26 protein-coding genes are annotated in these 26936 nt (G+C 62.0%); 12 read left to right on the top strand and 14 right to left on the bottom strand.

Features of this window, described 5'->3' with window-relative positions; translation table 11 throughout:
• Positions 1–20 precede the first annotated feature (20 nt).
• The 4 genes from ACO06R_RS14035 to ACO06R_RS14020 all read right to left on the bottom strand — a co-directional run bounded on the left by ACO06R_RS14035 (position 21) and on the right by ACO06R_RS14020 (position 5044).
• Positions 21–1214, bottom strand: a complete 1194-nt coding sequence (locus ACO06R_RS14035; RefSeq protein WP_421851076.1) for a Mur ligase family protein — start codon at positions 1212–1214, stop codon at positions 21–23.
• Between the two features lie 170 nt (positions 1215–1384).
• Positions 1385–2428 (bottom strand): GNAT family N-acetyltransferase, encoded by a 1044-nt coding sequence (locus tag ACO06R_RS14030; protein ID WP_421851073.1) that lies wholly within the window; start codon positions 2426–2428, stop codon positions 1385–1387.
• 85 nt (positions 2429–2513) lie between these two features.
• Positions 2514–3659, bottom strand: coding sequence for a hypothetical protein (locus ACO06R_RS14025; RefSeq protein WP_421851070.1), 1146 nt, complete (start codon positions 3657–3659; stop codon positions 2514–2516).
• Between the two features lie 56 nt (positions 3660–3715).
• Positions 3716–5044 (bottom strand): Mur ligase family protein, encoded by a 1329-nt coding sequence (locus ACO06R_RS14020; protein ID WP_421851067.1) that lies wholly within the window; start codon positions 5042–5044, stop codon positions 3716–3718.
• Between ACO06R_RS14020 and ACO06R_RS14015 the strand changes: the two genes are divergently transcribed.
• Positions 4981–6273: a GNAT family N-acetyltransferase gene (locus ACO06R_RS14015; protein ID WP_421851063.1), complete on the top strand. Its 1293-nt coding sequence runs from the start codon at positions 4981–4983 to the stop codon at positions 6271–6273. The genes ACO06R_RS14020 and ACO06R_RS14015 overlap by 64 nt on opposite strands.
• A 32-nt stretch (positions 6274–6305) precedes the next feature.
• Here ACO06R_RS14015 and ACO06R_RS14010 read toward each other — a convergent pair whose 3' ends face one another.
• From ACO06R_RS14010 to ACO06R_RS13975, 8 genes are all read right to left on the bottom strand, one after another.
• The gene (locus ACO06R_RS14010; protein WP_421851060.1) at positions 6306–7829 is read right to left on the bottom strand and encodes a GMC family oxidoreductase; all 1524 of its coding nucleotides are present in this window, start codon (positions 7827–7829) and stop codon (positions 6306–6308) included.
• A 3-nt stretch (positions 7830–7832) separates the two neighbouring features.
• The gene (locus ACO06R_RS14005) at positions 7833–8876 is read right to left on the bottom strand and encodes a 2,5-dihydroxypyridine 5,6-dioxygenase (RefSeq protein ID WP_421851057.1); all 1044 of its coding nucleotides are present in this window, start codon (positions 8874–8876) and stop codon (positions 7833–7835) included.
• A gap of 29 nt (positions 8877–8905) precedes the next feature.
• Positions 8906–9421 (bottom strand): flavin reductase family protein, encoded by a 516-nt coding sequence (locus ACO06R_RS14000; RefSeq protein WP_421851054.1) that lies wholly within the window; start codon positions 9419–9421, stop codon positions 8906–8908.
• A complete protein-coding gene (locus tag ACO06R_RS13995; protein ID WP_421851050.1) occupies positions 9418–10710 on the bottom strand; it encodes an amidase in 1293 nt (430 codons plus the stop codon). The genes ACO06R_RS14000 and ACO06R_RS13995 overlap by 4 nt, the downstream gene beginning before the upstream one ends.
• 5 nt (positions 10711–10715) lie before the next feature.
• Positions 10716–12134 carry an amidase gene (locus tag ACO06R_RS13990; RefSeq protein ID WP_421851047.1) on the bottom strand — a complete coding sequence of 473 codons (1419 nt, stop codon included), beginning with the start codon at positions 12132–12134 and terminating at the stop codon, positions 10716–10718.
• A 4-nt stretch (positions 12135–12138) separates the two neighbouring features.
• A complete protein-coding gene (locus tag ACO06R_RS13985) occupies positions 12139–12522 on the bottom strand; it encodes a nuclear transport factor 2 family protein (RefSeq protein ID WP_421851044.1) in 384 nt (127 codons plus the stop codon).
• A 58-nt stretch (positions 12523–12580) separates the two neighbouring features.
• Positions 12581–14068, bottom strand: coding sequence for a 4-hydroxyphenylacetate 3-hydroxylase N-terminal domain-containing protein (locus tag ACO06R_RS13980; RefSeq protein ID WP_421851041.1), 1488 nt, complete (start codon positions 14066–14068; stop codon positions 12581–12583).
• Positions 14069–14131: 63 nt separating this feature from the next.
• Entirely contained in the window at positions 14132–14551 is a 420-nt protein-coding gene (locus tag ACO06R_RS13975; protein ID WP_421851038.1) for a carboxymuconolactone decarboxylase family protein, read from the bottom strand.
• 174 nt (positions 14552–14725) lie between these two features.
• Here ACO06R_RS13975 and ACO06R_RS13970 point away from each other — a divergent pair, with 174 nt between their 5' ends.
• From ACO06R_RS13970 to ACO06R_RS13940, 7 genes are all read left to right on the top strand, one after another.
• The gene (locus tag ACO06R_RS13970) at positions 14726–15568 is read left to right on the top strand and encodes an N-acyl homoserine lactonase family protein (protein ID WP_421851035.1); all 843 of its coding nucleotides are present in this window, start codon (positions 14726–14728) and stop codon (positions 15566–15568) included.
• Positions 15565–16347 (top strand): SDR family oxidoreductase, encoded by a 783-nt coding sequence (locus ACO06R_RS13965; RefSeq protein ID WP_421851033.1) that lies wholly within the window; start codon positions 15565–15567, stop codon positions 16345–16347. Before ACO06R_RS13970 ends, ACO06R_RS13965 begins: the two co-directional genes overlap by 4 nt.
• A 29-nt stretch (positions 16348–16376) precedes the next feature.
• The gene (locus ACO06R_RS13960; protein WP_421851030.1) at positions 16377–17282 is read left to right on the top strand and encodes an NAD(P)-dependent oxidoreductase; all 906 of its coding nucleotides are present in this window, start codon (positions 16377–16379) and stop codon (positions 17280–17282) included.
• A gap of 1 nt (position 17283) precedes the next feature.
• Positions 17284–18624 carry an MmgE/PrpD family protein gene (locus ACO06R_RS13955; protein ID WP_421851027.1) on the top strand — a complete coding sequence of 447 codons (1341 nt, stop codon included), beginning with the start codon at positions 17284–17286 and terminating at the stop codon, positions 18622–18624.
• A 16-nt stretch (positions 18625–18640) separates the two neighbouring features.
• On the top strand, positions 18641–18829 hold the full coding sequence (locus ACO06R_RS13950; protein ID WP_421851024.1) for a hypothetical protein: 189 nt from the start codon (positions 18641–18643) through the stop codon (positions 18827–18829).
• Positions 18826–19827, top strand: coding sequence for a pyridoxal-phosphate-dependent aminotransferase family protein (locus ACO06R_RS13945; RefSeq protein ID WP_421851021.1), 1002 nt, complete (start codon positions 18826–18828; stop codon positions 19825–19827). Before ACO06R_RS13950 ends, ACO06R_RS13945 begins: the two co-directional genes overlap by 4 nt.
• Positions 19828–19927: 100 nt before the next feature.
• Entirely contained in the window at positions 19928–20644 is a 717-nt protein-coding gene (locus tag ACO06R_RS13940; RefSeq protein ID WP_421851018.1) for a GntR family transcriptional regulator, read from the top strand.
• A 37-nt stretch (positions 20645–20681) separates the two neighbouring features.
• On the opposite strand, the gene ACO06R_RS13935 is transcribed toward ACO06R_RS13940, so the two are convergent.
• Complete coding sequence (locus ACO06R_RS13935) at positions 20682–21449, bottom strand: SDR family oxidoreductase (RefSeq protein WP_421851015.1); 768 nt, start codon at positions 21447–21449, stop codon at positions 20682–20684.
• A gap of 277 nt (positions 21450–21726) precedes the next feature.
• Positions 21727–22134 carry a hypothetical protein gene (locus ACO06R_RS13930; protein WP_421851012.1) on the bottom strand — a complete coding sequence of 136 codons (408 nt, stop codon included), beginning with the start codon at positions 22132–22134 and terminating at the stop codon, positions 21727–21729.
• Positions 22135–22223: 89 nt separating this feature from the next.
• On the opposite strand from ACO06R_RS13930, the gene ACO06R_RS13925 reads away from it, so the two are divergent.
• From ACO06R_RS13925 to ACO06R_RS13910, 4 genes are all read left to right on the top strand, one after another.
• Positions 22224–23264, top strand: a complete 1041-nt coding sequence (locus tag ACO06R_RS13925) for a putative B6 ABC transporter substrate-binding protein (protein WP_421851010.1) — start codon at positions 22224–22226, stop codon at positions 23262–23264.
• Between the two features lie 73 nt (positions 23265–23337).
• Positions 23338–24906, top strand: a complete 1569-nt coding sequence (locus ACO06R_RS13920) for a putative B6 ABC transporter ATP-binding protein (protein WP_421851007.1) — start codon at positions 23338–23340, stop codon at positions 24904–24906.
• Positions 24903–25979, top strand: a complete 1077-nt coding sequence (locus tag ACO06R_RS13915; RefSeq protein ID WP_421851004.1) for a putative B6 ABC transporter permease subunit 2 — start codon at positions 24903–24905, stop codon at positions 25977–25979. The genes ACO06R_RS13920 and ACO06R_RS13915 overlap by 4 nt, the downstream gene beginning before the upstream one ends.
• 12 nt (positions 25980–25991) lie before the next feature.
• The gene (locus ACO06R_RS13910; RefSeq protein WP_421851001.1) at positions 25992–26924 is read left to right on the top strand and encodes a putative B6 ABC transporter permease subunit 1; all 933 of its coding nucleotides are present in this window, start codon (positions 25992–25994) and stop codon (positions 26922–26924) included.
• Positions 26925–26936 lie beyond the last annotated feature (12 nt).

The raw sequence follows: 26936 nt of genomic DNA, 5'->3' as shown, positions 1-26936 counted from the left end.
GAAGCCTGAGCGTCAAAACACTACCTCAACAGCCGACAACGCCGGCATTCGCGCGTTACGCCGCATTGGTCGCGATAACAGCTTATTCCGCCATTGAGCCTGTGCCAAACACGATCGAGGTGATCCCGCTTCGATGATTTGATGTAGACGAGATCGCCGGCGGTCAGGGTTTCGTCAAGAAAGCGAACAAGATCGGTAATCTTCGAAAAAACCGGAACCTTGTCCATGCATTTGGGCCCTAGTTCGGCAACGTGTTGTCCGTGCGGCCCGTACCACACGACCTGATCAGCCGATTTCGTTGCCAAGTCGGTTGCTTCAATGAGGATGTCGTCGAGATCGTCGGGAACGTATGTAAATGAGCCGAGAATGACGACTCTCCGGGTGGCCTTGGCCTTGGCAACGATGTCCAAACTGGCGGGGACTGTCCAAAACGATCCCTTGTAGGCATCGAGCACAAATGTGATGCCATCCTTCTCGTGCACACTGTCCTTGTTGTTCTCGGGTTCGACTGAGGCAATTGCCGTAGCGGCCTGCTCAAGCGGGATCGCGAGACCGTGCGCGCAGGCCATGGCAGCCAGAATGTTCGGGATCCATTTTTCGCCGATCATCCGGGTGTGAACATCGATATTCGCGCCGCCCGCGCTGACTGTGAGTGACAAGCGGTCGGGCAGTCCTTCCTGCCAGCCCGTGCAACGCACGTCCGCCGCAGAGGAACGGCCATATGTAATTGTCTTTCCGCGGCAACGCTCGCGCATTGCAAGGACGCGTTCATCGTCGGCATTGAGAATGGCGATTCCGTCTTCCGGGAGCACTTCGACGATCTGCCCCTTCGACCTGGCTATGTCATCGCGCGTGCGAATGCCGTCGTTGTGGTCGAAGCCGACATTGGTGACGACCGAGATGGTCGGAGCGATAAAGTCGAGCGCATCGCGCATCGGTTCGGCAGCATGTCCGCTGACCTCCTGTACCCAGTTGCGGACAAGCGGATTCATGCGGGCAAAGCGCTTGATGATAAATTTGGAGATATTGAGCCCGGATCCGACGTGGGTCGGCCCCTGGGTCTTGAGAACCGCGCCGATCAGCCGTGTCGTGGACGTCTTGCCAGCGCTCCCGGTTATCGCGACGATGTTGTCGAATGTCCTGCAACGGCGATGAAACCTGCCCAGCAGGATTTGCGGGTCATAGGGTGAGTAATGGTCGATGTCGTCAATCATGTGCGGTTGTTTTTGCCGGTTTCAAGTTGGCGCCGGAGTATCACCGAATACTGATCATTGGGCCCGTCCACCCCCGAACTTACATAGGTTTGCCGGTTACGCCAGCGGGATATGCGGTTCGACTGTACAGCTGACCGCCGATCTTAGCCGGTATTGTCCGGTCGACAGAATCAGCGGCCAAATGCGCCGAAGACGGGCAATTTCAGACGATACTGCAGCACTTCGCGCGAATGGTCGGCTGAGCGGTCTTTCCAGGGCTCTGTACCGATCATGAAATCGAGATTGTTCATTTTCTGCGCGATCACGACCTTGATGGCCTCAAAGATCAAGAGCCATCCCGGCGAGAACTTGCCCCAGGCCGGATCGAAGGCCATCTTCGAGACATAGAGCGTCGCGCCGTTCCTGAAAGCCAACATGGAAGCGATGCAGGCTCCGCCGCAGGTCATCGATATCGCGAATGCATCGCCGCGCTCGCGCAACGAACCGGATACCGTTCTGAAAAAGGACTCCGTTTCGGCCGGACTGAGCCAATTCTCGCGGCCGTAGCGGTCATGCACCCAAGCGCGTTTTCGCTCGAATATCCATGCGATCGCTGCCTCAAGTTCGGATGTATCGGAAACGATGTCTATCCGCACTTCTCCAAGTTCGGCCAGACGCCGGTGCAAGCGCCGATAAGCAGCACGTGTTCGGGCGCTGCGGCTAAGCAGGTATTCATCCCAGCTTGCGTAGCCTTCGACACGCGCGGCGTAGGCGTTGTAATTGCTCTGCGCATCCGCGCCCAAGCGCGACAACAGACGGTCGGCGTTAGAGCCGGCGAGAACGAATTCGGCTTTCAGCTTACGGACCAGCCAGGCGTTTCTCAGATATCGGCCCACCTGTTGGGCGACCGCTTCCAAGTCTTCGTCGGGCGCGAGTAGCATGTCGTCGTAAAGCGGCGTCTTTGAGTCTAGCCACTTTAGTGTCGATGGGCCGTAGCCATCGCTGCGCTTCATCAACGGGACAATCGCAACCAGCGTTCTTTGCCGCCGGATCGCCAGGATACTCAGGCGATTTCGCGCGTCTGTCCGATGGCGGGCCCATGATTGCGACACAAACGGGTATCGGCAAAAACCGCTCCTGTCGCCGCAGGCAAGGGCGAGAGCATCCCATTCGGGTTCGATCCGATTCAGGGCTTTTGTCGTGCGCAGCACTTCGATCGTCAATTCGTCGGCCATGTCTTCCCAGGTATCACGACTGTCCGCCTTACTCCGTTCGGGGCGCAAGGAACTGCGTATCAGACGTCATCCTGCGCATCGCGGGCTACTTGCCTGCCGCACGGCGGTAGCGCATCTTGCGCTTCCAGCGCTTGTACCGGCGGCGCCAATCATCGAGTGGCAGCCATTGAGTGAGCTTGTTGTTGCGGTCGAACCGACGCAAGGCCGTATCCACGTTTCTCGCCGTCGCACTATTCGGATCGTGTTGTCGCGCCTCGTCCCTTAACGCAAACAAGTGTGCGTTGTCGTCATCGATGACTTCCAACGGAATGTCGTCGACAGGCCGGCGGATGAATGTCGGCGCCTTGTCGAAGGCATCAAGAACGGCGAGGCTGTGCATGACGAAATGGCACTTGCGGCAGTTGCAGCAGTTCGGATCCGCCTTCAGGCAAACGCGCAACTGTTCCATCAGGGCTGGCTGGTCGATAATGTCTCTCAGTTTCGTAAAACGGTCGGCCAGCGTGTGATGAACAACCTTCATCCCGCGCGTGCCATAAAGTGGGTCCAGAATCGGGTTGGAGCCCCAGGGAATGTCAATCGCCATCTCGGAGCCTGACGATGCGATAAACACAGTATCGAGTTCATCGGCGAGAAGATGCCCGACAGCGGCAAGAAAGGCGCCATGATATTCGACCCACCCGACCATTCGGTCAGTGACCTTTCGAATGTCGGTCGTGATGAGGATCTGTTGCAGCCCGTAATGCGCCGAAACACTCGATGCGGCCTGACGTAGGGCTGCGGCGCGGTCCTGCTCGGACAGATCGATATCCGCACCGATGACGGTGATGATCGATGCGATCTCGTTTTGAAGCTCATGCAGCGAGAATGAAGAGTCGATGCCTCCGGAGTAAAACAGGCCGGTGGACTGCGAACCGGTGGGCTGGTCTTCGGCGCGATCGGCGTGAATCGCGATTCGATGAAAATCGCTGTACCAGTCGCACAAGAGGTCCTGGATCCGGTCTGCATTGTCACGCAATTCGCGGCTTACGGCTCCCTCGATAATCAGGTCCGTGCCCAGTTCCATGGCGGGCGCCAGCCCGAGGCACAAAAGGGCGTTTCCGCTTCGGCGCAGGCCGGGGCCGTTCGACTGAAGGAAGGCGCGTCTTTCTGTTTTCTGCCCCAACCGAAACAGGATCTCCGCTCTGGACGGATCATCGCAACGCGGATCGAACGACAGGGTCAGCGGGGGCATTTTTCGGTGGCGATGCGTTACCGAACCGCCGTCTGCAGTGCGCACGGTCGAATGCATTATTCTTGTACCGGCGCTGCGGCTGCCTTGAACTTGCTGCGAGGGGGAATGCCTTGGTGTTCGCTGAACGGTCGGTCAAATAGCCCGCACGAAATGCAATCGGTCATGAGGCCACAATCGTCAGACCAGCATCGCACCTCTGTTTCCCAAGCAAGGGCAATCCGGTCGAGATGCAGTCGCGGGGAACTCTTGAGCAGGATGACCTCGCCTTCGATTGCGGTCTCCTTGATATAGGCGCATGCATCCTCGACACGGGTCTTCTCGACGAAACGATGCGAAGCCCGATCTTCCTCGCTCGCCTTCGAGCGATGCGAGTGTTCGCCGACGAAAATCACTTGATCGCACACTTCGCGGGCCGCGCGGTAGGCGTCGCGATATTTCGCGCGGGCGTTGGTCATGTCCGAGAGCTGCCCGAGAACAATGCGCTTTCTGGGCGCGGAGACCGATTTCATTGTTTGCAGAACGAGCGGCAGGCTGTGCCAGGGCGCCTTGACCGTATCGACAAGGAAAATGGGCCCGCCGCTCGTTCGGACCGGTTCGCAGCGCTGCGACAACGGCGCGATCCCGGAAAGCTGCCGGGCAATCGTCTCTGGCTCGCCACCCAACTCGGCAGCGGCGGCGAAGGCCGCTGCGACCGACACCCAAAAGTGCTCACCAACCAGCGGCAGGGCGATATCCGCGACATTGTCGCCCCAGGCAATCGTGATTTTCAGCGGGTCTGGAAAACGGGACTCTACCGAGACGACGCGGTAGTCGGCCTCGCGTTCTCGTCCGAACGTGACGATCCTGGCCTCGGTGCGCGCGGCCATAGCCATGACCAGATCATCATCGGCGTTGAGAAAGGCGATCCCGTTCGCCGAAAGCGCCTGGACCAGCTTTCCCTTTTCTTCCGCAATCGCCTCCCTGGTCTTGAATGCCGAGAAGTGCTCCAGGGCGATCAGCGTGACGATCGCGACATCGGGACGGATGACCTTCGCCATCCCGTCCATGTCGCCCTTCTTGCCGATTGCCGCTTCGGTGACGAAATAATCGTCTTCCGGACTGGAATTAATGATTGCCGCCGAAATCGACTTTTCCGTATTGAAACCAACCTGCACTCGCACGGTGCCATGTGCCTCTAGGGCACGTGCGAGCAGCGCCGTCGCGGTGCTCTTTCCCGAACTGCCAGTTACCGCTATGAACTTTGCCCTGCTCGCCAGACGGTTGGGGCGAGCCCGCAACCGCAACCGCAAAAGGCTCAAACGTCGTCGAAATCCCCGTGTGCGTGTGCGGAGATATCCCTCTTTCCCCAAGGATGCGATTTGCTGCAAGGTTCTGCCGTAGTTCACTTTTTCTGCTCGGGGATACTAATAAATTACCAGCCACGTACATTCCTCTGCGTTCTGCGGCAAGACATGGCGGTGATTTTCTGGTTTTCATGTTCCGACTTCTTGGGCATGTCGTTCCAGATTATGTGCACTGCAACCAGTTCCGTATGATCGAGATATCTCCCAAACCATCTGAATCAGCTGCGAACCCAGCGCGCGCCGCCTTCTCGACCGAGGTGGTCGACGCGGAACCACGTTTCATGGAACTTGCCGGCGAGCTTGATGGCCTGACCATGCGTTGCGGTCACGCTGCCGCGTTCAGTCGCCATTGCTTCTTGCATGCGAACTGGCGGATCATCGGCAAGATTCCGCGAACCAGCCTGCATGTCGTGGTAATCCGCAGAGATGGACGGGCCGTTGCGGTCGCGCCGATGGTGTTGCGGCGAGACCGCACCGGTTTTTCGCGGTTGGAATGGTTGAACAGTATCGTTCCCGTATATTCGGAATTGCTACTGGACCCCGATCAGCCGCGCGGCACGCTGACCAAGCTGATAAAACGACACTTCAGATCGTTGCCGTTCGTCCGGCGGCTGACGGCCGAAAGGGTACTGGACGGGTCCAGTCTTGCGCATTTGGTGAGTGAATTGGGGGCGAAGTCTACGACGCCGGTTCCGACCTTCTCCTTCAAGCTGTCGGCTTGTGATGGCTGGGAGGCATTCTTCGCCGCAATGTCATCAAACTCCCGGTACTATTATCGCCGGCACCTTCGCGAACTCGAAAAGTTCGGTCCCGTAGCCTTCGAGGTAATCGATGATCGGAGCAGGGTTGAGCGCGAAACGCGGCGTTTGATCGACAAGAAGCGCATTTGGGTGGAAGAGCGTCACGGCAGAACGGGTTGGATTTTCGATCCGTCGACGCCGGACTACCTCACGCGCACCGCCAAGAGCTGCGCCACGGCGCGGGCAGCATGGATTGTCACACTCCGCTGCGGCAACCGGACGCTTGCCGAAACCTTGAACTACCGGCTGAACGGTGTGGATTTTCCCATCCTGATTTCCCAGGACCAGCAATGGAACGACTACTCACCTGGATGGCTGCTGACGATGCAGGTGTTCCGGCAGGCCTTCGATGACGGGATAGACAGGGTCGATCTCATGCGCGGAACGACCCCCCAGAAGAAACGGATGTCGAACGAGACCATCGGTATTCGCGACTACAGTGTCTATCTGGGGCTAGGCCGTCTGCTCTGACGATACCGTTCCGTTCCCGCTGGCAAGTCGCGTCAGGCACCCTCGACCTTTGACCGCGCAAAGGTCTCGGCAATCGCGAGCACCGCCGCGTGGATTGGCCCGGCGGTCAGACTCGGCAGGACCGAACTGTCCACCACAGATAGATTGTCGAGACCGCGTAGCCGCAGATCGGCATCGACGACCGCGTTGTCGTCACGTCCCATGCGGCAAGTACCGGATGGGTGGTGATGGGTGATCGCGGCCCTGGCGATAAACTCGTCCTGCTCGCTGTCGCTCAATTTCGAGCCTGGCAGGATTTCGCGTTCGCGCCAATCGTCCAGCTCCGGCCTGTGTCCAATCTCACGCGCGGCGGCGAGGGCAGCTCGGAACAGCCTGCGGTCGTTTTCAGTCGAAAGGTAACGCGGCTCGATGCTGAGCTGGTCATCGGGTTCGGGGCCCGTAATCCTGATTTCGCCCCGGCTGGTCGGATGCGTAACACCGAAGAGGAACGAGTATGCGGAACCGGGAGCGGGCGCGTCGAAACACTCCGAGACAATCGGCGCGACGCCGCATCCCACCACGATTTCGGGCTTTCCGACCGCGGTGAAGTCGCCGGCGCGCATATAGGTCATGCTTTCGGAGTGTTGCAGTTTCGACGGTGGAACCGTTTGCCTGGCCGCGTAGAGATTGCCTGCGCCAAGGAGGTGGTCCATCAGGTTGCGACCCACATCGGGGCTCGCGATCCTGCAAGGCACGCCAGCGGCGGCGAGCACATCCTCGGGGCCGATACCCGAGCGCATCAACAGCGCCGGGCTTTCCAACGCACCAGCAGAAAGCACGATCTCGTCTGCGGTGATGCGCCTCCCGTCGGCGAGCACGATCGCGGTGACCGCGGAGCTTGCCAAGTCCATCCGGGCGACCCGGGTTCCCGTGAGTATGGTCAGATTGGCGCGTTCGCGCACCTGCGATGTCAGCCATGCGTCCGCCGTGGTCACCCGGCGGCTGTGGCGGATCATAAGCGAATTGGGCGTGACACCGATCATGCGGCCCGTGTTGTGGCCATTCAGGCGCGGTAAGCCCAGTGCCGCGCCCGCCTCGATATAGGCGCGGGCGAGCGGGCTGACCTCGGTATCCGGCAGCCAGACCGGCATTGGCCCGCCCTTGCCGTGAACGCCGTCCCCGCCAAGGCTGTGGTCCTCGATGGCCAGGAAGGCGGGCAGCAGCCCGTCCCACGACCAACGGTCGTCGCCGGCCGCTTCGCGCCATGTTTCGAAATCTTCGGGACAGCCTCGAAAGTGTCCAAGCGCGTGCAACAGGCTCGAGCCGCCGAGCGCCTTTCCGCGCGCCCAGGAGATCGACCGTCCGGCGATTCCGGGTTGCGGCGTCGTGGCGTAGTCCCAGTCATAACTGCGATGCTGGATCGCCGGCCACATCTGCGGCTTCCAGATGTCGGGATCGGTGGGCTCGCCGCCGGCCTCAATCAGAACCACCGGACGCGACTCGTCCTCGGAGAGGCGGGCCGCGAGCAGAGAGCCGGCCGAACCGCCGCCGATGATCGCCAAAGCGAAGTGGCTCATCGACTACACCTGATCGGCGGGGATGACCTTGCCGTCGATTGTCATCGGCTCGCCGTCAAGGCTGACCGAACAGTTGCGCAACGGAATATCGAGATGGCAGGGTGTGTCGCGGTTGCCGCCGGCCTCGGTGTTCGGACCCGATGACCAGAGAAAGTTGCCGGCGAAGCTGCGTGCATCCATGCCGAGTTGCGACTGCGGGTCGTAGAGGCCCAGCACCGTCCAGTGCGCGCGGTTTTCGAGACCCCAGCCGACATGCGCCATCGCATAGGCGCGCGGATCATTGAAGCTTTCCATGAACTTGCGCATGAACTCGGCTTCCGTACGTCCGGCAATGTCGACAATCATTCCCTTCTCGATTGTCACGGTCACCGGTTCACGGGCGTAATGCTTGAACGGCAGCAGGATATCGCCCTCATCGATGACAATGGTGCCTTGCGAACTGCCTTCATTGGGCCAGCGAGCCGAAAACGTGGAGGGCCAGTGATCCCAGCGGCCGGGCTCGTCGGCGAGGCCGTATTGCGTCAGCACCGGGTACTGGCCGAACTCGCATGTGAAGTCGGTGCCGGCCGCGGAGGTGACGTGCATTTTTTTGGCTGCGCCGATCTTTTCGGCCGCCGCAAGCACGCGCTGCTTGTCTTCCGGACGTGGCATCATCCGCATCATGATTTCCGGTGGCTCAACCGCCAGAAGCATTCTGGTACCGCCCTTCAGGACATCTTCCTGTTCCTTGGAGAACAAGAGCTGGAGCGTGTCGATCACCATGTCCGAGGCCTTGAGGCATGCCAAGGCAGCTGCGTTGCCCTCAAGCGGCGTCTTGCCGACATAGCCGGATTTGTCCGGAGAAAGCGCCTTCTCGCCGTTCACCGGCGCCAGGTTCAGTTCGCTGACCACCGCGCCGAGATCCGATGCCGCGAGCTTGGCGATGTTGGCGATCTGGGGATTGGAGTCGTCGCTGGTGAGGATCGTTACCTGTTCGCCGGCTTTCAGGTTGCACATCTCGAGAACCTGCCTCCATCCCTTGAGGAAATCGGCGTCGCTGATGGCCATGAAATCGTCCTTCCGTTTAGTCCTCGCCATCAAAGCGCGCTCTGACTGGCAAGGGAGTAGAAATTGCGCTCGAAGTGAAGAAGCGGCGACGCGGCGGAGCCGAAACGGATCGCCTGCACATTGCCGATGATGATTGAGTGGCTTTCAGTGTCGGATATCGAGGCGATCTCGCAATCGACATTGACCAGCGCGCCATCGAGCGCGGGCGCACCGGTCGCCAGCTTTGTCCATCCATGTGGCTTGAATTTGCATGCGCCGGCGTCGCCGGTCTGGCCGGCAAACCGCATGGCGGTTTCACCTTGGTCGTCCGCCAGAATGTTGACGCAGAAGGCGCCGGCGGACGTGATCGCCTTATGGGCTTCGCCGAACCGGTTCACGCACACCAGCATCGACGGCGGCGTGACCGACATTGAGCATACGGCCGTTGCGGTCAGGCCCCGGCGCTCTTCGCCGTCGCCGGCAGTAATGACATTCACCGTGGCTGCGAGCTTGCTCATGGCGGCCCGAAAGTCGTCCGCCAAGGCGTTTTTCGGCGGCGTATTCATGGCTTGGCTCCGGCTTGCATGGCTTCAAGGAACAGCGCCGCGGAGGCTAGCCGATGATCCGCGCCGCGAGCGCCGACGAGCTGGACACCGACCGGCAGGCCGTTCGGGCCGGTTGCGCCGGGCAGATTGACCAGCGGGACCTGAAGTACGCTCCACAACCGGTTGAAGATGGGATCGCCTGTCGCTGTGCCCTGCGGTGCTTCGCCGGGCGCGGCAAGCGTAAGCACTGCGTCAAAGCGGCCAAGCAGTGCATCCATGAGGTGGCGGATGCCAGGCAGTTCCTCTACGGCGGTCCGGTAGCGATCTCCCGTGACGCGGCCAAGGTCGGTCAACATCGTCCGTGTGACCGGGGTCAACCTGTCCCATTCGTTGCGGATCTCGTAGGCGAGGGAGTGCGTCGCTTCCCAGCCCATTACGGCTTCATGCAGATCGAAGACGCCGTCATACCAAGCCGGCGGAGCCAGCCACGTGATCTCCGCGCCGGCGGTTTCCGCTGTTCGAGCGAGCCTCTCGACCGCTTCGATTGCCTCGGGTTGCGCGTGTTCGAGCCTGGTGCCGGTCAGTACGGCAAGCTTCGGGCGGGAGGGAGGGGCCAGGCCGGTCAGATCGGTCTGGCCCGACAGGGTCGCCGCGCAGTAGGCGGCATCCTCGATGCCGCGCGCGAGTATGCCCAGTGTGTCCAGGCTGTGGCAGAGAACCTTGACGCCGACCGTATTGATCACTCCGAAGGTCGGTTTGAAGCCGGTCACGCCGCAGTAGCTGGCGGGCCGGATGACTGAGCCCGAGGTCTGCGTACCGAAGGCTAGCGGCACCATTCCGGCCGCCACGGCAGCGCACGAGCCGGACGAGGAGCCGCCGGGCGTGTGCAGCGGATTGTGCGGATTACGCGTCTTGTTCGGGCTCAGCATCGCAAGTTCCGTCGACACGGTCTTGCCGAGGATCAACCCTCCGGCGTCCCTGGTCAGTTGCACGGCTGGCGCGTCCCACAGGGGTTGGTGGCCGTCATAGATGGTAGTGCCGTACCCTGTCGGCATGTCGCTGGTTTCGATCACATCCTTGACGCCGACCGGAACACCGGCCAGCGGCCCTTTCGCGCCCTTCCGGTCCAGCTCGTCGGCGGTCTTGCGCGCCTGATCGGGATCGATGTGCTGCCAGGCCATCACCTGCCCATCGACCTCGCCGATGCGTTCCAGGTAAGCCTCGGTTACTGCTCTTGCGCTCAGGCTTCCGGCAGAGACGCGCGTGGCGATTTCACGGGCTGACTGATCGAGGATGCCGCGGTCTTCCATTGCGCTTAGTCCGCCATCGCAGGCCGGCGCTGGCTCCAGGGTGCGGCGACTTCAAGTTGGCGCGCAAGCTGCAACAGCAACTTGTCTTGACCGAACCCCGCGCCGATATGCGAACCGACGGGCAAACCGCCTTCGGTCATGCCCAACGGCACTGACATTGCCGGGCAGCCGGACGAATTGAAGACCGCAGTGAATGGCGAGTGCGACCAGAACAGGTCATAGAACTCGTCGATGCTCTTGCCGCGTCCGGCAAGCTTGCCGAGCAATGGTGCGGGCTCTGCTGCCGCTGGTGTCAGCATGGCATCGTAGTTGGTGAAGAACCTGCCAAGATCGCGCGCGGTCGCGTGCAGTTGCTCGATGGCGGCAAGATAGCCCGTTCCGGGCACGGCAAGTGCTTCGCGCACCCATTCCTGATTGACCGGTTCCAGCTTCGCAATATTGGCGGAGGCTGGGTCGCCGCCAGTCACGCCTGCCGCGACACTGACGCCGACAACGACGCGCCAGGCGGCTTTCAGCTTGAGCGCGTCGTATCCCGCATCCTCGACTTCTTCGATGCGGTGCCCGAGGCTTTCGAGAAGGCGGGCGGTGTCGCGGATCGCATCGGCGACTTCGGGCGCGACCGGACTGCCATCCGGGGCCTTGAGTATCATGGCGATCTTCAGGCGCGGGGGCGGCTGGTCCAATGCTTGCAAGTATTCGCCCGGTGTCGCCGGCGATGCCCACGGATCGCCTTGGTCTGCGCCCGCAGAGATGTCGAGCATCGCGGCATTGTCGCGCACCGACCACGAGATCGCATGCGGAGTGGACATGCCGCCGATCGCTTCGGCCGCCGCGGGGCCAAGCGGGTTTACGAGTCTCGATGGTTTCAATCCGAACAGGCCGCAATGGCTTGCCGGCAGCCGGGTTGAGCCGGCACCGTCGGACGAGTTCGTTAGCGGCACCATTCCTGCGGCCACGGCAGCCGCCGAGCCACCGGAGGAGCCACCGGCAGTCCGCGCCAGATCCCAGGGATTGCGGGTCGGATCGAACGCATCCGGTTCGGCGGTGAAACTCAAGGCGAATTCGGGGGTGTTGGACTTTCCGAGGATCACCAGTCCGCCCTGCTTGTAGCGCGTGGTGATCGTCGCGTCGCGCTTGCTGACGGCGTGGCGCAGGAGTTCGGAACCCGAGGAAAGCGCCATTCCTACGACTTCAATGCCAGTGTTCTTGATCAGCGTCGGAACCCCGGAAAGCGGACCGGCGGGCAGGCCTCGTGCAACTTGTTCGCGCGCCAGGTCGAAGTGGGCGTGGACGACGGCATGGATCGAGGAATTCAGCCGCTCAACTCGGGCAATGGTGTATTCGAGCACCTCGGAGGCGGAAATCCCGCCCCGCGCAATCAGCTGCGCTGTCGCTATTCCATCGAGTTTTGAAAGTTCGTCCATCGGCTCAACCCATCTGTGCCTTGAAGAGGTCGAGATCCCACATGTCTTTGGTAGACGCCAGAAGTCCGTCGCGGATTTCAAACAGGTGCAAGCCGTCAAGCGCGATCGGGCGCGGCGTGCCATCCGCGGCGATGAAGGTGCCGGTCATGTGATAAGGCACGGCGATCTGATCGCCCGCGCGGATATAGCCGCGCCGCTCCCAGGCGACGTCCGGCAACATCCGGAAGAAGCCATCCAGCCCTTTTGCAAGCGCGTCACGCCCTTCACGGCTTTTTGCCATGGCGACTTCCTCGTGCCATCCGTCGGGGTGGTACAATCGGGAGGCTGCAGCCGCGTCGCGCACCGCGTATGCCGCGTAGAATCTATCGATTAGCGCCCGTTGGCTCATCTTTGCACCGGTATCTGGGAAGAAACCCGCCGGCGGTTTGCGCCGGCGGGTAGTTGGTTCACTCGATGCCCGCGATCTTCTTAACTTCGCCCACGAAACCGTCGCGTTTAACTTCATTGTAGAGCCGGGCGCGCAGGGCCGGAGCCGGTGTGGCGTTGACGTTTTCGAAGAGCGCAACGCGACCGGCGAGAGAGCCTGAAGTCATGTCCCAGATGAAGTTCATCAGTTGCTCCTTGACCATCGCGGAAACGCCATGGCCCGGCAGCAGTTCATGCAGGTAGCGACCGATGTCTGGGTTATCGAAGGAGTCCTTGCCGAAGCGCATCACCAGGCCTTGGCCACACATCTCCTGCAGGATGTGGATGATCTTGGGGTAGTTCTCGATCGAATACAGACGTCCAGCGGTCAGCATGCCGACATCCGGGCGCATCACGCCACCCTCGGTCTCGACCGCCATTGCTTCAGCGGCAGTCACGAAGGCGCGCAGGGTCTGCGCGTATTCGATCAACTGGCCAAGCATCAGTTGCACCGCCGGGATGCGTCCGGTGCCGAGATAGTCGAGGACCATCTGGCCGGCGCCGACAAAAAGCTCGGCTTTGACAGCGAGGCGCGTTAGAACGTGCCAGTGGGCAAACACGCAGACCGGTCCGTAGTAACTCATCGCGGTCGGGTCGCCGAGGTTGAACAGGCGTTCTTTCGGTACGAACACGTCATCGAAGATAATGAACTGGTCGGCCTCTTCGCCGATGCTCGATACCGGGTGGTCGAACTTGGAGGCTTTCGGCTCCGACACCATCTCGCGCGAGATCATCTTGATGCCGTCGGTGTCGATCGGGATCGAACCCCAGATGCAGGCTTCCGGCGGCGTTTCCTGCAGGCCGCCGAGATTGGTGAAGAAGATGTCATTGGCCTGCGCCGCGATCGAGCCGACCGTCTTGGCGCCGTAGATGTAGACACCGTCCTTGGTCGCCTTGCGAACCTTCAGGAGGGAGGCTTCCGAAGCCTTGGGAGAGGAGCGGTCGGCCTGCGGCCCGGCAAGGCTTTCCGATGCGGTCAGGTTGTTGTTCTGACCGAATTCCATGTAGCGCTCGATGTTTTCGGCGAAGTCTGGGTCGACCCCGTCGATCATCGATTTCTTCTGCTTGAAGGTCGGCAGATAGGCATAAAGACCGACAACGATAGCTGGCGCGAGATCCGGCGGACGTCCGAAGGTGCCGGCGGTTTTCAGCGACGTGTACTCGATCATCTTGCGACGATCGGCGAGATCTTCCTTGGTGCGCGGGATCTGCCATGACCGGCTAAGCACGGCACCCGCTTTTTCGTCGTAATAGGTTGTCGCTTCCTGATGCTCGGGCGTGAACTGGTCGTCGAACATTTCGGCGAGCGTATCGATGCCCTTGGCAAGAGCAGGTTCATCGTAGACCGAGCCCAGCTTGTTTCCGCCGACCCAGATCTGGCGGTTGTCCTTCAGTGACTCCTTGTATTCCACACCGGTCTTCAGCCTGTGTGGCTTGTTGTCGATCGTTTCCGGTTTTGCCTGTGTCACTTCTGCTCTCCTGTTCGATAGTTCAGGCCGCGCCCCTGGACGAGGTGTATGGCGGGGACCGTTTCAGCTTTCGGCCGTTTCGACGGCTTGCTCTTCCTTCATCTGGCGCACGACTTCGGTCACGCAGCGCATCGCGTCGAGGGCGGCCGGAACGCCGCAGTAGATCGCGGCTTGCAGCACTACCTCGACCATCTCTTCTTCGGTGACGCCGTTGTTCAGCGCGCCGCGCGCGTGGATCTTCACCTCATGGGGACGGTTCAGGGCGGTCAGCATCGCGAGATTGAGAAGCGAGCGGGTCTTGCGCTCCAGGCCCGGGCGCGTCCAAACTTCGCCCCAGCACCATTCGGTGACGAGTTTCTGCAGTGGGGCGGTTAGATTGTCTGCGTTGGCGAGGGAAGGTTCGACATATTCATTGCCCAGCACTTCGCGGCGAACTTGCAGCCCCTTCTCAAATTGTTCACCTTGGAATTCGGGACGGTTCATGTCTCTCTCCGCTGAGCATTTGGCTATCCGGGCGATCCCGATGATCGCCGTTCACAATTGAGCCAAGGTTAGACAGGGTGAGCTTGACCTGTCAACAGATTGTATGACAAGAATACGGTCATACCGAAAGCATGAAGCTGAATGCGTGGCAACGCAAGGGCAGGGGGCGGAGACATGGCGGATATCGGCGAGCCCGCACCGGAACCTTTCGAGCTTTTCGCCCTGCGATACGCGGAAAACGGCGGACGACTGGCTGGCGAGAATTTTCTGAACGCAGCCGACCCGCACGAGACCAGCGCAAACCTCGATTACTTCATCTGGTTGGCACGCCGTGGTTCGGAAGTCTTCGTGATCGATACCGGGTTCGGCACCGATTCGGCGGCACGCAGAGGGCGGACCCTTTTACGGGTTCCCAAGGACGCGCTCGCGCTTGTCGGGATCGACGCAGAGGCGGTGACCGAGGTGATCCTGACACACCTGCATTACGACCATGCTGGCAGCCTTGGCGATTTTCCCGCCGCGCGGTTTCACCTGCAGGTCGGCGAAGCCGCCTATGCCACGGGTCCGTGCATGTGCGAGCCGGGCGCGCGTGGGCCGTTCGATGTGGAAAACATCGTCGACTATGTTCGAAGCCTCTATGCGGGTCGGATCGTCTTTCATGAGGGCGATTACGAACTGGCGCCGGGTCTCAGGCTCTATGAGGTGCCCGGTCACAGCGCCGGCCTGCAAGTCGTGAAGGTGTTCACCAGGCGGGGCTGGGTGCTTGTCGCTTCCGACGCAACCCATCTCTACGCCAACCTGGAACGGCGCGATCCGTTCCCGATTCTGTGGGACGAAGCAGCGATCAGGCGCGGTTTTGAAAGACTGTTCGAATTGTCGCCGTCGCGCGATCACATCATACCCGGTCATGACCCGATGGTCATGCGGGCCTATCCAGCGCCGTCGCCCGAACTGGAGGGCATCGTCGCACGCCTCGATGTCGCGCCGTCGCTCACCTGGGAGGAAATCTGCGCATGAGCGGCGAGCGTCGGCGCGGTGTCCTCGTCACGGGCGCGGCGACAGGATTGGGATTGGCCCTGGCGCGGGAATTCTCGCAGGTCGGAGACCGCGTCTTTATGACGGACATTGACGAACAGGTCGCTTCGGCTGCCGAGCAGCTGTCGGGCGAGGCCGGCGACCCGGTCGGTTGGTTGATCGCCGATTTGGCGCAAGACGGTGCTGCTGTCGCTTTGAAGGAGACGGCGTCGGACGTGCTCGGCGGCATTGATGTCCTGATCAACAATGCCGTGGTTCGAAAGATGGCGGATGTTCCGAGCCTGCCGGACAGCGACTGGGACCGCGCGCTCGAAGTCAATCTTTCCGCGCCGTTCCGCCTGATCAAGGCTTGCTTGCCGGAGATGAAGGCGAGGGGCTGGGGGCGTATCGTCAACATGGCTTCGGTCTACAGCCTGATCGCGCTTGCCGGGCGCGCCGATTACGTGACGACAAAGCACGCGATCATAGGGCTGACGCGGACGGTCGCGCTGGAACTGGCCGAAACCGCGATCACGTGCAACGCAATCTGTCCGGGCTTGATGGCGACCGATTCCGCCCTGAACCGGATCGCTGCGCTTGCCGCCGAAAAGAACATCGACCGCAAGGAGGCCGAGCGGATGTTTCTTTCGACGCGGCAGCCCGGTGGACAATTCATCCCGATTGAAACGGTTACCGCACTGGCGCTGTTCCTGTGCGGTCCGGCGAGCCGGGGTATCAACGGGGCGGCCATTCCGGTCGACAATGGCTGGTCCTTCGCCTGAGGGCGGGGCGGGCGCAATAGGAGTACCAGATGAGCGAAACCGGTTTTGTGGGCCTCGGCAATATGGGCCGACCGATGGCGGCGAACATTTTGCGCGGTGGCGCCAAGCTCGTCGTCAACGACCGCGACCCGGCTGCCGTCGCCGCGCTGGTTGAGGAAGGCGCTGCGGATGCAGGCGGCCTCGCCGCGCTTTGCGGCCGAGCGGAAACGGTCTTCCTTTCCTTGCCAACGCCGGACGTCGTCCTTGCCGTTGGCCGCGAAATCGCCGCCACGCCGGGGGTCGTCAAGCGGGTGGTAGACCTGTCGACAACCGGACCGAAAGTGGAGATGGATCTCGCGGCTGTGCTGGCCGAGGCGGGCATCGCCCTGATCGACAGCCCCGTTTCCGGCGGCGTCGCGGGCGCACGAAAGGGTTCGTTGGCATTGATGGTTGCCGGCCCGATGCCGCATTTTGACGCGGTCGAACCGATGCTTCAGACGCTTGGCAAGGTGATCCGCGTCGCTGACGAACCCGGCAAGGCGCAGGTCATGAAGCTGATCAACAATATCTGCTCGGCGGCGTCATTGGCGATCACCTCGGAAGCGATGGTGATGGGAGCGAAGGCCGGGCTCGATGCCGATGTAATGATCGAGGTGCTGAATGCGAGTTCAGGACGCACATCTGCCAGTGCCGACAAAATCCCGCGCTTCGTTTTGCCGCGCGGATTCGATTTCGGCTTTGCCATCGCGTTGTCGCTGAAAGATATCCGCCTTTGCCTGGAAGAGGCCGAGCGGCTTGGCGTTCAGATGCTGGTCGGCAATGCGGTTCGGATGTTGTTTTCAATCACCCAGGCAGACCTCGGACCCGATGCCGACATGACCGAGATCATCCGCCCGATCGAAAACTGGGCCGGCACGGAGGTGCGTGGTGGCGGTGCCAGGGATGCGGCAGCCTGACATGTCTGTGAGCCGAACGCTAGCCGAGTTCGTCACCACTGCCGATACGCTGCCCGCAGTGGTTCGCGCGGCCGGACGGCGCGCATTGCTCAACATGACGGGCTGTGCGATCGGCGGTGCGGGCGAGCCGGCGATCGATTTGCTGGTCGAGCAGATATCGGCCTTCTCGGGACCCGCGACTGCCAGCCTGATCGGCCGCAACGAGCGCGCCGACATGCTCTGGGCCGCATACATCAACGCGGCGGCGGCCAACATCTTCGACTATGACGACACGCATATTCCGACCGTGATCCATCCCGCGGCCCCGGTCGGGCCGGCTGTTCTGGCGCTGGCCGAGGCGCGGGCGATGCAGGGAAAACCGGTGTCGGGCAGCGCAATGCTTGAAGCGTTCGTCGTCGGAATGGAAGTTGCCTGCCGCCTTGGACTGTCGGTCCACCCCGATCACTATGCGCACGGATGGCATATCACGTCGACGTGCGGAACGTTCGGCGCGGCCATGGCCGCGGGCCGCCTGCTCGGCCTGACGGGTCCGCAACTTGTCGATGCGCTCGGTCACGCCCTGGCGCAGAATGCGGGATCGGTCGAGACGCTTGGAACGATGTCGAAAAGCCTGTCGGTCGGGCAGGCGGCGCGAAGCGGTCTGATGTCGGCTTTGCTGGCCAGGAAGGGTTTCTCCGGACCCGAAGCGCCGCTGGAAGGCCCCCGCGGGTTTCTTGCGCTTCATTGCGATGCGCCCGATCTTCGCGCGTTGACCGGCGAATTGGGATTGCGTTGGGAAGTGTCGAACAATGCATTCAAGCCGTATCCCAGCGGCGTTGTCCTGAACCCGGTGATCGAAGCATGCCTCGCCTTGCAGGCGGAAGGGGTCGAGACGAGCCGGATCGAGACGATCACGCTCACGGGACATCCGCTGCTTCGTCAACGAACGGACAGGCCGGACGTGGCGACTGGCCGTCTCGCGCAGGTTTCGGCGCAGCATGCCGTCGCTGTGTGTCTTTTGCGGGGGCGTGCGGACCTTGCCGCGTTTTCCGATGCGGCGGTTGCCGATCGGGAAGTCCGTGCATTGGGTAGGAAAGTTGCGTTTCGGGACCGGGACTCCTTTGCGCTCGACGCGGTCGAGGTTTCGTTGACCCTTGCCGGCGGTCAAGTGATCAGCCGGCGCGTTGATGCCGCCAGAGGCGGCCTTGACCATCCGATGACCGATCAGGAGCTGAGCGAAAAGCTTCGTTGCCAGATCGTCTGGCGCGGCCTGGAGATAGATGCCGCTGCGCTGATCGACGCGCTCGAGACAATCGAGGAGGCCGAGGATGGATCGGCTTTCCTTCGCCAGACCTACCGATAACGATCAGGAGTTTTACATGGCCCATAAAACGATAGCGGATCCAATCATCACGCTCACCACCGGCCCCGTCGACGCTTACCCGGAAGTGTTGCGTGCGCTGTCTCGTCCGGTGCTCTACGATTACGATCCGGTGTTTCTTGATTTCTACGAGGCCGTGAATGCCAAGGTGCAGCAGGTGTTTCACACCGACTACGCCGCCTCTTGATCCTGCAGGGCGAGCCGGTCCTCGGCCTCGAAGCCGCCGCGGCTTCGCTGATCGCGAAAAACGATGTGGTGCTGAACCTTGTGTCCGGCGTTTACGGCAAGGGCTTCGGCTACTGGGCGGCACGCTATTGCCGCGAGTTGGTGGAACTCGAAGTCCCCTATGATGAGGTACTAACGCCCGAAGCCGTCGCCGACGTACTCAAGAAGCGGCCCGACATTGCCGTGGTCGCGCTTTGCCATCACGACACGCCGTCCGGCACGATCAACCCAGTGAATGAAATTGGCAAGGTCGTGCGCGATGCCGGCAAGCTGCTCATTATCGATTCGGTTTCCGCGTTCGGTGGCGTCGACGTGTTGCCCGAAGTGTGTTCTGCAGACATCTTCGTGACCGGGCCGAACAAGTGCCTCGGTTGCCCGCCGGGCCTTTCGATGCTGCATGTTTCGGAAGCGGCCTGGGAGAAGATGGAGACCAATCCCGACGCGCCAAAGGCTTCGATGTTGTCGATCCTGGACTGGCGCAAGGCGCACCTGGCAAGCCAACCATTCCCGTTCACGCCTTCGGTGTCGGAGATCAATGCGCTGGACGCGGCGCTCGACCTTTACATCGCGGAAGGCGAACAGGCTGTCTGGGATCGCCATGCGCTGACCGCCAAAGCCTGCCGGGCCGGAATTCTGGCGGCGGGTATGAAGCTTTGGGCGGCGCGCGAGGAGATCGCTTCGCCAACCTGTACCGCCGTCGCGACGCCCGACGGAATCGACGAGGGCAATCTCCGTGCACTCATCCGTGAGCGCTACGGCGTGATGCTTTCTTCTGGCCGGGCGGAGACCCTGGGACGGCTCACCCGCATCGGCCATATGGGGCCGACCGCCAAGCCGACCTATGCTGCGGTTGCCGTGGCGGCAATCGCCGGAGGCATGCAGGCGATGGGCGTCAAGGGGATCGATCTTGGAGCGGGTATTGCCGCCTCCATGGCAACAATCGACGCCGCTGTTCGCTGAGTTAGTCCTTTCGCGTCAAGCTTTTGTCGTATAGTAACACGATCATACTGGCCTCCCGAACGTGGTAGGTTCGGGAGGATACAAATCTCACGGGATTAGGATGAACAGCAGAGCGCTTCCGCTGGATTTCAGGGTGAACAAGGCTGCAGCACCGTTACGCCACAGCGTTACGGAGAGCATCCGAAACTCGATCGCGCTTGGCTATTTCACCGCCGGTCAGCGGATCACCGAACGGGATCTGTGCGAGATGACCGGCGTCAGCCGCACCGCTGTGCGCGAAGCGCTTCGCCAGCTCGAGAGCGAGGGGCTGGTTCAGGTGGTTCCACATCGCGGGCCGATCGTCGCGCGGTTGACACCGGAACAGGCGGAAGGCGTCTATCAGGTGCGTGTCGAGTTGGAAGGCTTGGCGTGCGAGCTTTTTTGTCGCAATGCGTCCGACGAGGATATCGAAGCGCTCAAGAAAGCGTTCGAGGTGCTGAAGGGCGTGGACAAGATGACCGATCCGCTGGATCGGCTGACCGCCAAGAACGCCTTTTACGACTGCCTCATATTCGGCGCGCACAACGAGGCGCTGGGTCATACGCTGTCCACGCTCTATGCGCGGATCATGGTCTTGCGCGCGACTTCGATGAGTGCGCCGGGGCGCACCGAGGAAAGCCTGACGGAACTGGAAGAGTTGGTGGCTCTTTTGGCACAACGTCGCGGCAAGGACGCCCGCAAACTTGCCGAACGGCATGTGATAAATGCCGGCAAGGTCGCGATTGACATTCTGCGTGAACGTCTGGCGGAAGAAGAGGCGGCGGCCGGGACGAAATAGGCGCGACCGCGCCAGTCCGTCCGACCGATATGCTGCGTCAGATTCCAGGCGTGGCGCCGCCGTCGACCGTCAACACCGTTCCATGGATATAGGCGGCCGCCGGACTGCACAGGAAGCGCACCGTGTCTGCGACCTGTTCCGGCTCTCCAAAGGTCGCGATGCCATGGGCAATCCTGATCTCCTCGCGCGCGGCCTCAAACGAGATTCCGCGTTCGCTTGCAAGCGCCTCGATGCGCCGCAAGAGCCGGTCGGTGACGATATGGCCGGGGCAGACCGTGTTGATCCGCATCCCCGTACCCTGGGCCCGTTTGGCGATTGCCTTGCTGAAATTGATCAGGGCGGAGTTGACCGAACCGCCGATGGTGAAGTCCGGCTCGGGGGTGTGAGCACCGACGCCGGAGATGTTTACAATCACACCTTTTGACGCCTCGAGGGCCGGCCATGCCGCGCGGCAGAAGCGGACGGTTGCGTGAAACTTCAGGGCAAACCCGTCGAGAAAGTCTTCGTCAGTCAAGGTGAGGAAATCGCCGCGCCTGGTGGCGCCGGCATTGTTGATCAGGGCGTCGATCTGGCCGGTTGCCTGTATTGCTTGCGCAACCGTCGTTTCCACTGCGCCGGGCTCCGCGAGGTCTGCGGCAATGCAAACCGTCTTCGGGGCGCCGGCGGCATGGGCCGCAGCTGCCGTATCGTCAAGCAGCCCGCCGTCGCGCCCGCATAACACCACCGCAAAGCCGTCTTTGGCCAGCCCGATGGCGAAGGCTTTTCCGAGGCCGCGGCTCGCTCCGGTCACGATTGCAGTGCGCATATCTTATTCCTTGTCTGCTTCTGAAATCGGCAACCAACGAGATTTATGACGAAATTTCAATTACATATCGGATTTTCGTCAGAATCAGGACGGATGCGGATTTTTCTGTATTGTATTACGGTATGATAATGTTATCGTATTCCCGTACTGTCAATCAGGGCGTGCGTTTGCATCAAAGGCAAGGCGAGAAACCCTTGCGGTGTCAGAACCCGCCCCAAATCGAAAGTGGCCTGATGCGGATGGGTCTGGTTAGGGGAACGGTTGCCGGGAAGCGCTGCTACAGCGCTTCGCACAGCGTCTCATCTCCAGACACCACGCAGCTCAGCGAGACAGGTCCAGGCAGTTTGCCGGCGCGCCGATCGATCGCGATTTCGGCGCGTGTCGCCCAGTCCTCGCCCGCCTTGCCGCACCAGATCCTCTCAACGGCCATCTCGTCGCCGACATCGTTGAGCCGGAAGATCGTGCCGCTTTCGAGCGCATATCCGAAGCTGAATGAAAGGCTCTCGCCGGGTGCGATCCGGCCGATATCCTCGGAGAACCAGTGGGCGATTGACGCGTTGCAGTCGAGCGCATCGCGGCCCGAGTTTTTTACAGTGATTTCAAGTGATTGCGGACTGTCGGCTTGCGCCGGTGCCGCGCCCGGCCCGAACAAGGCTGCAACAAGAAGAATGCGGGGAAACTGCATCGTAGACCATGGTTTGGAACTTCGCTCACGCGAAATACACCCGGGCCCCAATGGTTAGTCAACAGCAAAGCTAGGAAGGGAATGACCAGATGAAAAAGACGATTGCCGGCACTGTCAGCCGCGTAACGCTCGCCTTGGCCTTGACGGGCTGGGCGGCGACGGCTTCCGCCGGAGATATTGATTCGATCGCCATCCTTACCCCTGAAATGGGCACCGACATGGGGTGGAACCAGCAGGGGGTCGATGCGGCTCGTGCCGCGGCCGAGGCAACTGGCGTCGAGGTCATCGTTGCCGAAAACCTTGGCTACGGCGATGTGCGTCCAACGCTGCGCGAACTCGCCGAAGATGGTGCCGATCTGCTGATCGCGCATGCTTCGGGCTACAACACAGCCGCGCCGGAAATCGGCGAGGAAATGGACTTGCCGGTCGCTATCGTCGACAGCCCGGACAAGCTCGCCGACGGCAAGATTTCCGATTACACCGCGACTGGTTCCGACGGTTCCTATCTTGCCGGACGCCTTGCCGCGAAAATGACCCGCACCGGCGTTGTCGGTATTGTGGTTTCCGGTGAGCCGCCGTCCTGGAACAACATGTCGGTCGCCTTCGCCGAGGGTGTGGCCGCCGAGAACCCGGATGTCGAAGTCCGTTACGCGGTGATCGGCCCGGCTGCCTATGCGGATGCCGCTGGCGGCAAGCGCGTGACCGAAACGGTGATAGCCTCTGGCGCCGACATCATTTTCGGCCAGGGCAACGGCTCCAGCTTCGGCATGCTCCAGGCCGTGGAAACCACGCCGGCCACCGATGGCGGCAAGGCCTACTTCATCGACGTGATCGGCGACAAGACCTCCATCGACAAGGGCTTCCTGCTCTCTTCGGTGATCTGGGATCTCGCACCGCTCTACACGGCGATGGTCGAAGACCTGAAAGCCGGCACCTATGGCAGCCGGAACTACGACATCAAGCTGGCCGATGACAGCCTGCGGCTGCTCAAAACGGACAACATTCCCGCCGAAATCTGGGCGGAAATGGAGGACCTGAAAGGCAAGCTGGTTTCCGGCGAGATCACGGTTGAGCCGAAGTACGACGCCGAGAGCGTCCACGCTCTGGTCAAAACGGTTTCGGCCAACTAAGCCCGACGACCAAGACCTGCGCCCGCTGCCGGCTATCCCGCGGCGGGCGTTGTTGCCAAAAAGGACCGATGGAATGCCGGGAATTGTCGGCGAAGCCGAAGCGCTCGCTTCCGCGCGCGAAGCCCCCATTGTCGCACTGCGCGGCGTGACCAAGCGCTTTCCGGGGGTGATTGCCAACGACAAAGTCAGCTGCGAAGTGTTTCCTGGTGAAGTGCATGTTCTCCTCGGCGAAAACGGCGCGGGAAAATCCACGCTGGTCGGCATGCTTTCCGGGCTGCAGCAGCCCGATGGCGGCAAGATAGAAATCGACGGTGCGCAAGTGCGGGTCACGTCGCCGCGCCAGGCGCTGGACATGGGCGTCGGCACCGTTTTCCAGCACTCGATGCTGGTGCCGAGCCTGAGCGTGGTAGACAACTTCGCGCTCGGCGGATCATGGTGGACGCGGCCCGACCGCCAGGGACTTGCGGAGCGGATTCGCGGGACCGCCGATCACCTCGGTCTGCGGGTCGATCCCTTCGCACTCGTCTCGTCGCTGTCGCTGGGCGAACGCCAGCAGGTGGAGATCCTGCGCGCGCTCATGCGGGGCAGCCGCTGCCTGATTCTCGATGAGGCAACCGCAATGCTGACGCCGCACGAAGCCGTGGGGCTCGGCGAACTGATGCGGCGTCTGGTGGCTGACGGGCTGGCGATCATCTTCATTACCCACAAGCTCAACGAAGCGATTGCCTATGGCGACCGCATCACGGTTCTGCGGCTCGGAAAGAATGCAGGGGCAATCGCGCCGGAAGAGCTGCGAACGCACTCGGCGGCAGAAAACACCGATCGCATCATCGCGCTGATGTTCGGAAAGAGCGCGGCGTCAAACGACGGGGCAGCCCGCGCCGCTCGCGAGTTCGGACCGGTCGTGCTGGAGGTCTCCGGCCTGAACGCAACGACCGGCCGGGTCGATGTCCGCGATGTATCGCTGACGATCCGGGCGGGCGAGATCCTCGGTATTGCCGGGATCGACGGCAATGGGCAGAGGGAATTGGCCGAGGCCCTTTCCGGGCAGATCGCTTCGAGCGGATCGGTCAAGCTGAACGGGCGCGAAATCGGCGATTTGAATGTCGGGGGACGGCGCAGCGCAGGGCTCAGATATGTCACGGACGACAGGCTCGGCGAGGGGACCGTCGGGGCATTTCCGGTCGCCACCAACTTCCTGCTGAAGGAAATCGGCGCCTCTCCGTTCTGGCAGCGAGGTATCGAGAAACCGCACGCAATCCGCGAGCAGGCCGAGGAACATGTCCGAAATTTCGATATCCGCACACCGAATGTGCGGACGCCGGTCGGCAAGCTGTCGGGCGGCAACATCCAGAAAGTGTTGCTGGCGCGCGAACTGACAGGCGCGGCCGAGGCCGTGATCTTCGCCAAGCCGACATACGGACTGGACGTCAACAACATCCGCGCCACGCGCGAGCGCATTCGCGGCGCGATCGAGGCCGGCAAGGCGGTGCTGCTGATCTCGACCGACCTCGATGAAATCCTTGAGTTGGCGGACCGGATTTCGGTGATTGACCGGGGCGCGTTGCGCGGAACAATCGAGAACAATGAAGATGCCCGCGATGCTGTCGGCCGTCTGATGAGCGCCGGAGGCGATGAATGAGCGGGGCACAAACCATGACGGCACCGGCTGACAGGCCCGAGCGCGAATGGCTCTGGCGGTTGGCGCTGCTGATCGGCCCGCTGGTCGCGGCGTTGGCAATCGGCGGCCTGATCCTGCTGGCGATGGGTGTCAATCCGTTCAACTACTACGCCTATGTGTTCGAGCGGGCGATCCTTCGGCCCTCCGGGCTGGAAGCAACCCTGACCCGGATGGGACCGTTGCTGCTGATCGCGGCGAGCCTGATCGTCGCGTTTCGGGCCGGCATCTGGAACCTCGGCGGCGACGGGCAGTTTCTGCTGGCCGCCGTCATCGTCGCTGCGGTCACCCCGCTCCTTTACACAGCCGGCGTGCCGATCTGGCTGACGCTGGCCATCGGGCTGGTGATTGGCGCAATCGTCGGGGCGTTGTGGTCCATCTTGCCGGCACTCTTGAAGGCCTGGCAGGGGATCAACGAGATCATCACGACGCTGATGATGAGTTTTCTCGGGGTTTCGTTCGCCAATGTGCTCGTCAAGCTGGCGTTCCTCGATCCCGCGACGACGACGCCGCAGACCCGCACGCTGCCGGTTGACGGGCGGTTGCCGCGCCTGTTCGACACCACGGTCTCGTCGGGCCTGATCATCGGGCTTGTCGTCGTGGTGGCGGTGCATCTCATGATGACGCGCAGTTCGTTCGGCATGCGGCTCAGGGTCGTCGGCGCCAATCCGCGCGCCGCGATCCATGCCGGCCTGTCGGTCCCCCGACTGACCATCGCGGTTTTCGCCATCTCGGCGGCGCTTGCAGGCCTTGCCGGCGCGGTCGATATCACGGGCACGCAGGGCAATGTGCGCGCCGACTGGAACCCCGCCTACAGCCTGACGGTGGTGCCGCTGGTCTTCCTGGCTCGCCTCAACGGCTTTGGCTCCATCGCCTATGTGTTCCTGTTTTCCGCGCTGACGATCGGGGCCGAAAGCGCGGCCCGGCGGCTCGGCGTGCCGAGCTTCTTTTCGCTGGTGATCGTCGCGCTGCTGCTGATCACGCTCGGCCTCGCCGAGTATTCGGATACCCGCCGCAAGGCGGGAAAACTGCACTGAGGGGCCGGGACAATGTCGCTTCTGACCGAGAGTTTTCTGATTGCGCTGTTCCTTGGCGCGGTTGCCGCCGGCGTGCCGCTGCTGCTGGCGGGGCTCGGCGAGCAGCTCTCCGAAAAGGCCGGCGTGCTCAATATCGGCCTCGAAGGCATGATCCTGGCGGGTGCCTATGGCGGTTTTCTGGTTGCCTGGGTTTCCGGCAGCATGGGGCTCGGTTTCGTCGGTGGGGCTGGCGCGGGCGCGCTGGTCGCCGCCTTCATGGTGGTGTTCTGCGTCTTTCTCGGCCTCAACCAGATCGTCATCGGCATCGCGCTGACGCTGGCTGTCGAGGGGCTGACGGCCATCCTGCATTTCGTCCAGTTCTCGCGCACCTATCCGCGCCTCGACGGCATGGAGAGCTGGGCGATCTGGCCGCTGTCGGAACTGCCGGTCGCCGGGCCGATGTTCTTCGATCACAATCCGGTGGTCTATCTGTCGGTCCTTCTGGTTGCGGTGTTTGCCTGGATCTATCGCTCGACGCATCTGGGCCTTTCGCTGCAGGCGGCAGGCGACAAGCCGGCCGCACTCGATGCGGCGGGCGTCGACGTGACACGCACGCGCGGCCTGGCCGTGCTGACGACCGGTGTGCTGGCGGGCGCGGGCGGCGCCTTCATGTCGGTGGCGGTTGCAGGCGTGTTCATCCCGTTCATGAGCCACGGCAACGGTTTTATCGCCATCGTTCTGGCGATGCTGGCGCGTGGCCGGCCGCTCTGGGTGCTGGGCGGGGCGCTGCTGTTCGGGGCCAGCCTGTCGATGACGACCGCGCTGCAGGTCGCCGGCGTCAATGTGCCGACCGACGTGATCCAGATGCTGCCATTTGCGATGGTCATGCTGGTGCTGCTGATCGCCGGCCGCAGGGCGAGCCTGCCGCAAGCGCTTGGCGAAAGCTTCGTGCGCGGCGCGCGTTGAGAAAGGGCGGCG

It is taken from the genome of Oricola sp., from assembly GCF_965230365.1.
Classification (GTDB): domain Bacteria; phylum Pseudomonadota; class Alphaproteobacteria; order Rhizobiales; family Rhizobiaceae; genus Oricola.
This window is presented reverse-complemented; position numbering and strand designations above follow the sequence as displayed.

Excerpts from the sequence above, each read along its gene's own strand:
- ACO06R_RS14035 (WP_421851076.1), bottom strand. The coding sequence starts at position 1,214 with ATGATTGACGACATCGACCATTACTCACCCTATGACCCGCAAATCCTG.
- ACO06R_RS13930 (WP_421851012.1), bottom strand. The coding sequence starts at position 22,134 with ATGCAGTTTCCCCGCATTCTTCTTGTTGCAGCCTTGTTCGGGCCGGGC.
- ACO06R_RS13920 (WP_421851007.1), top strand. The coding sequence starts at position 23,338 with ATGCCGGGAATTGTCGGCGAAGCCGAAGCGCTCGCTTCCGCGCGCGAA.
- ACO06R_RS14000 (WP_421851054.1), bottom strand. The coding sequence starts at position 9,421 with ATGAATACGCCGCCGAAAAACGCCTTGGCGGACGACTTTCGGGCCGCC.
- ACO06R_RS13915 (WP_421851004.1), top strand. The coding sequence starts at position 24,903 with ATGAGCGGGGCACAAACCATGACGGCACCGGCTGACAGGCCCGAGCGC.
- ACO06R_RS13970 (WP_421851035.1), top strand. The coding sequence starts at position 14,726 with ATGGCGGATATCGGCGAGCCCGCACCGGAACCTTTCGAGCTTTTCGCC.
- ACO06R_RS13960 (WP_421851030.1), top strand. The coding sequence starts at position 16,377 with ATGAGCGAAACCGGTTTTGTGGGCCTCGGCAATATGGGCCGACCGATG.
- ACO06R_RS13950 (WP_421851024.1), top strand. The coding sequence starts at position 18,641 with ATGGCCCATAAAACGATAGCGGATCCAATCATCACGCTCACCACCGGC.
- ACO06R_RS13935 (WP_421851015.1), bottom strand. The coding sequence starts at position 21,449 with ATGCGCACTGCAATCGTGACCGGAGCGAGCCGCGGCCTCGGAAAAGCC.
- ACO06R_RS13955 (WP_421851027.1), top strand. The coding sequence starts at position 17,284 with ATGTCTGTGAGCCGAACGCTAGCCGAGTTCGTCACCACTGCCGATACG.
- ACO06R_RS13940 (WP_421851018.1), top strand. The coding sequence starts at position 19,928 with ATGAACAGCAGAGCGCTTCCGCTGGATTTCAGGGTGAACAAGGCTGCA.
- ACO06R_RS13975 (WP_421851038.1), bottom strand. The coding sequence starts at position 14,551 with ATGAACCGTCCCGAATTCCAAGGTGAACAATTTGAGAAGGGGCTGCAA.
- ACO06R_RS13925 (WP_421851010.1), top strand. The coding sequence starts at position 22,224 with ATGAAAAAGACGATTGCCGGCACTGTCAGCCGCGTAACGCTCGCCTTG.
- ACO06R_RS13995 (WP_421851050.1), bottom strand. The coding sequence starts at position 10,710 with ATGGAAGACCGCGGCATCCTCGATCAGTCAGCCCGTGAAATCGCCACG.
- ACO06R_RS14030 (WP_421851073.1), bottom strand. The coding sequence starts at position 2,428 with ATGGCCGACGAATTGACGATCGAAGTGCTGCGCACGACAAAAGCCCTG.
- ACO06R_RS14010 (WP_421851060.1), bottom strand. The coding sequence starts at position 7,829 with ATGAGCCACTTCGCTTTGGCGATCATCGGCGGCGGTTCGGCCGGCTCT.
- ACO06R_RS14025 (WP_421851070.1), bottom strand. The coding sequence starts at position 3,659 with ATGCCCCCGCTGACCCTGTCGTTCGATCCGCGTTGCGATGATCCGTCC.
- ACO06R_RS13990 (WP_421851047.1), bottom strand. The coding sequence starts at position 12,134 with ATGGACGAACTTTCAAAACTCGATGGAATAGCGACAGCGCAGCTGATT.
- ACO06R_RS13965 (WP_421851033.1), top strand. The coding sequence starts at position 15,565 with ATGAGCGGCGAGCGTCGGCGCGGTGTCCTCGTCACGGGCGCGGCGACA.
- ACO06R_RS14005 (WP_421851057.1), bottom strand. The coding sequence starts at position 8,876 with ATGGCCATCAGCGACGCCGATTTCCTCAAGGGATGGAGGCAGGTTCTC.
- ACO06R_RS13910 (WP_421851001.1), top strand. The coding sequence starts at position 25,992 with ATGTCGCTTCTGACCGAGAGTTTTCTGATTGCGCTGTTCCTTGGCGCG.
- ACO06R_RS13985 (WP_421851044.1), bottom strand. The coding sequence starts at position 12,522 with ATGAGCCAACGGGCGCTAATCGATAGATTCTACGCGGCATACGCGGTG.